Source organism: Candidatus Atribacteria bacterium (assembly GCA_011056645.1).
GTDB classification, from domain to species: Bacteria; Atribacterota; Phoenicimicrobiia; order Phoenicimicrobiales; family Phoenicimicrobiaceae; genus Sediminicultor; species Sediminicultor quartus.
Genome location: DSEL01000024.1, coordinates 1 through 2,150, shown reverse-complemented (window position 1 = coordinate 2,150; position 2,150 = coordinate 1). Strand labels below are relative to the sequence as shown.

Here is a 2,150-nt window from a genome sequence, read left to right as displayed (position 1 = left end):
TATCTAAATGGTTTAAACCAAAAATAGCCAAAGCCATCTCTGAAAGACCGGAACCTACCAGACCAGCCAGGCCCAGGATTTCTCCCTCTTTTAGTTTAAAGGAAACATCTGAAAACTGTCTTTCTTTATTTATCTTTTTTACTTCTAAAATTACCTTAGCTTCCTTTTTGTGTTTTACTTTGGGAGGGAAAACAAAATTTAAAGAGCGGCCTACCATATTATTGATTACCTGATTACGGTCAACCTGGGACATCGGTTTAGTCAAAACTAATTCCCCGTCCCGCAGGATACTTACCTGATCAGCTATTTCAAATATCTCTTCCAAGCGATGAGAGATGAAAAGGGTAGTTACCCTCTTGGCTTTTAATCCTCGTACTACCTCAAAAAGGCGGCTGGTTTCTTCTAAGGTTAAAGCAGCAGTAGGTTCATCCATAATAATGATTTTAGAATTTAAAGATAATGCTTTAGCAATCTCTACCACTTGCTTCTGGGCAACAGTAAAATCCCCTATCTTTAAGTGGGAATCTAAATGAAATATCTTTAGAGAATCTAAAATTTCCTCGGTCTGTTTATACATTGACTTACTATCCATAAAGGATAAAGGTCCTCGGATTAATTCCCGACCTAAGAAAATATTTTGGGCTACATCCAAAGTTGGGACTAAACTAAATTCTTGATGAATTAAACTAATTCCATAGCGATAACCGTCAGAAGGAGAATTAATTTGGGCTTCCTGGCCAAATACTTTAATAATCCCGGCATCACGTAGCAATTCCCCTACGGCTATTTTCATCAAAGTCGATTTTCCTGCTCCGTTCTCTCCGACAATAGCATGAACATCAGCTTTTTTTATCTGGATACTGACTTCTTTCAAAGCCTGCACTCCAGGAAAACTTTTAGAAATGTTGATAAATTCTAAAGCCAAATCGTTCAAAATATCACTCCTGAGATTAGAATAATATTAGCATAAGGACTACATTCTCCTGTTCTAATAATTGCTCTTGCCTGTTTGGATAATTCTTTTAACTCTTCATGAGTAATAAATTTAATGTCCCTCATCAGTGAGGAAATTACATTTAGGGTTTGAGGATTTTTTTCTTTAATTTCCTTGGCAACATAAGCCTCTTCGACCTGTAATTCAGAAAGAACTGCTGCTAAGACTTCAGCAAAAGAGGGCGTTCCGCATTTTAAAACCAAATCAATTCTCTCAATTCCTTTAGGAATAGGTAGTCCGGCATCAGCAATAATTAACATGTCACGATGCCCCATCTCGGAGATAAGCCGGTTAAGTTGAGGGTTTAAAATACCATCTTTTTTCATCTTGAGACCTTCCATCTGCCTACTGAATCCCGTTCAATAAGCTCAGTTTCAAGTTCTATAGATTTCTTTATTTTTTGCTTGTTAATCACTTTGAGCAAAGTCTCAACTGCCTTTTGACCCATCAGGTAGGTAGGCTGAGCAATAGTGGTCAAAGGCGGATAGGTGCAATCAGAAAAAGATATGTTATCAAAACCGATTATAGATATATCTTCTGGTACCCGCAACTTTAATTGGGCAAAAGCCTTTAAAGCTCCAATAGCCATTAAGTCATTGGCTGAAAATATAGCGGTAGGGAGATCATCTGAATTCTTTAATTGAGACCAATATTGTACTATTTTTTGAAAAGCGGTATCCAAACGGAAATCAGCCGCTAATTCGTTTTTCCAATTTATTTGAACTTCTCTAAGAGCAGTTAGGTAACCCTTCTCCCTTTCCTGATTAGTTTTAGTTTTTTTTATTCCGGCTAAATACATTATTTTTTTGTGTCCCATTGCTAACAAATATTTAACTGCAGAGTAAGCTCCGCCAAAATTATTTACTTTCACAATAGGGGTGGTCATTCCATTTATTTCTCTATCAATAAGTACTATGTTCATTTTTTTAAGCAAGAGAAGTTCTTCTTTGGGAAATTCCTCCTCTTCTCGATAACCAGCTGTGGTTAAAATTACTCCATCTACCCGCCGGGAATATAAAAGTTTTAAATAACTGCTTTCCTTTTCCTGAATATCGTCTGAATTAACCACCAATACACTGTATCCATAATTTTCACAAACATCCTGAACACCTCTTACCAAATTAGTAAAAAATATATTGGTTATATCCGGTATGAT

The 2,150-nt window shown here is 36.4% G+C and carries 3 protein-coding genes; all 3 read right to left on the bottom strand.

From position 1 onward, the window contains the following. The coding region (locus ENO17_01100) for a sugar ABC transporter ATP-binding protein (protein ID HER23656.1) at positions 1-934 on the bottom strand (934 nt) is incomplete at its 3' end. Next, positions 931-1,320 carry a D-ribose pyranase gene (locus tag ENO17_01095; GenBank protein HER23655.1) on the bottom strand — a complete coding sequence of 130 codons (390 nt, stop codon included), beginning with the start codon at positions 1,318-1,320 and terminating at the stop codon, positions 931-933. The genes ENO17_01095 and ENO17_01100, both read right to left, overlap by 4 nt. Further along, positions 1,317-2,150, bottom strand: an 834-nt coding sequence (locus ENO17_01090) for a LacI family transcriptional regulator (GenBank protein HER23654.1), incomplete at its 5' end; no start/stop codon positions are given. The genes ENO17_01090 and ENO17_01095, both read right to left, overlap by 4 nt.

Excerpts from the sequence above, each read along its gene's own strand:
- ENO17_01095 (HER23655.1), bottom strand. The coding sequence starts at position 1,320 with ATGAAAAAAGATGGTATTTTAAACCCTCAACTTAACCGGCTTATCTCC.